General features: G+C 53.0%; 1 pseudogene. It reads left to right on the top strand.

From position 1 onward, the window contains the following. Positions 1-370 (top strand): annotated as a pseudogene (locus NIE88_RS22220) (hypothetical protein); the annotation flags it as partial.

Genomic DNA, 370 nt, shown 5'->3' with positions numbered 1-370 from the left:
TTGGCCATTGTCACCAGCTACCCGATTGAGGCGCCGTACGATGACGCGACGACCTATTCAATCACGCTGACCGGCACGGGCGCTTTGGTTGATCTGGAGAGTACTGTAACCGTTCCGGATGCACCGACGCTCACGGCTGTGTCTGGTGACGGACAAGTAGCACTAACCGCCGTACTGCCGGAAAATAACGGCGGATCGGACGTCACGAAAATTAAGTTTCAAGCGAAGAAAGCGTCTGATGGGGATGATCTTTGGAGCGCACCGGTTGAGCAGAATGCGGACGACCTTACTTATACCTTTAGCGATCTGACAAACGGACTGGAATATAGCTTCAGATCGATTGTGACAAACGAAGCAGGAGACAGTGCAG

This window comes from Sporolactobacillus shoreicorticis (genome assembly GCF_024125445.1).
GTDB classification, from domain to species: Bacteria; Bacillota; Bacilli; order Bacillales; family Sporolactobacillaceae; genus Sporolactobacillus; species Sporolactobacillus shoreicorticis.
The sequence above is the reverse complement of the archived record's forward strand: the minus strand, read 5'-3'. Positions and strand labels throughout refer to the sequence as shown.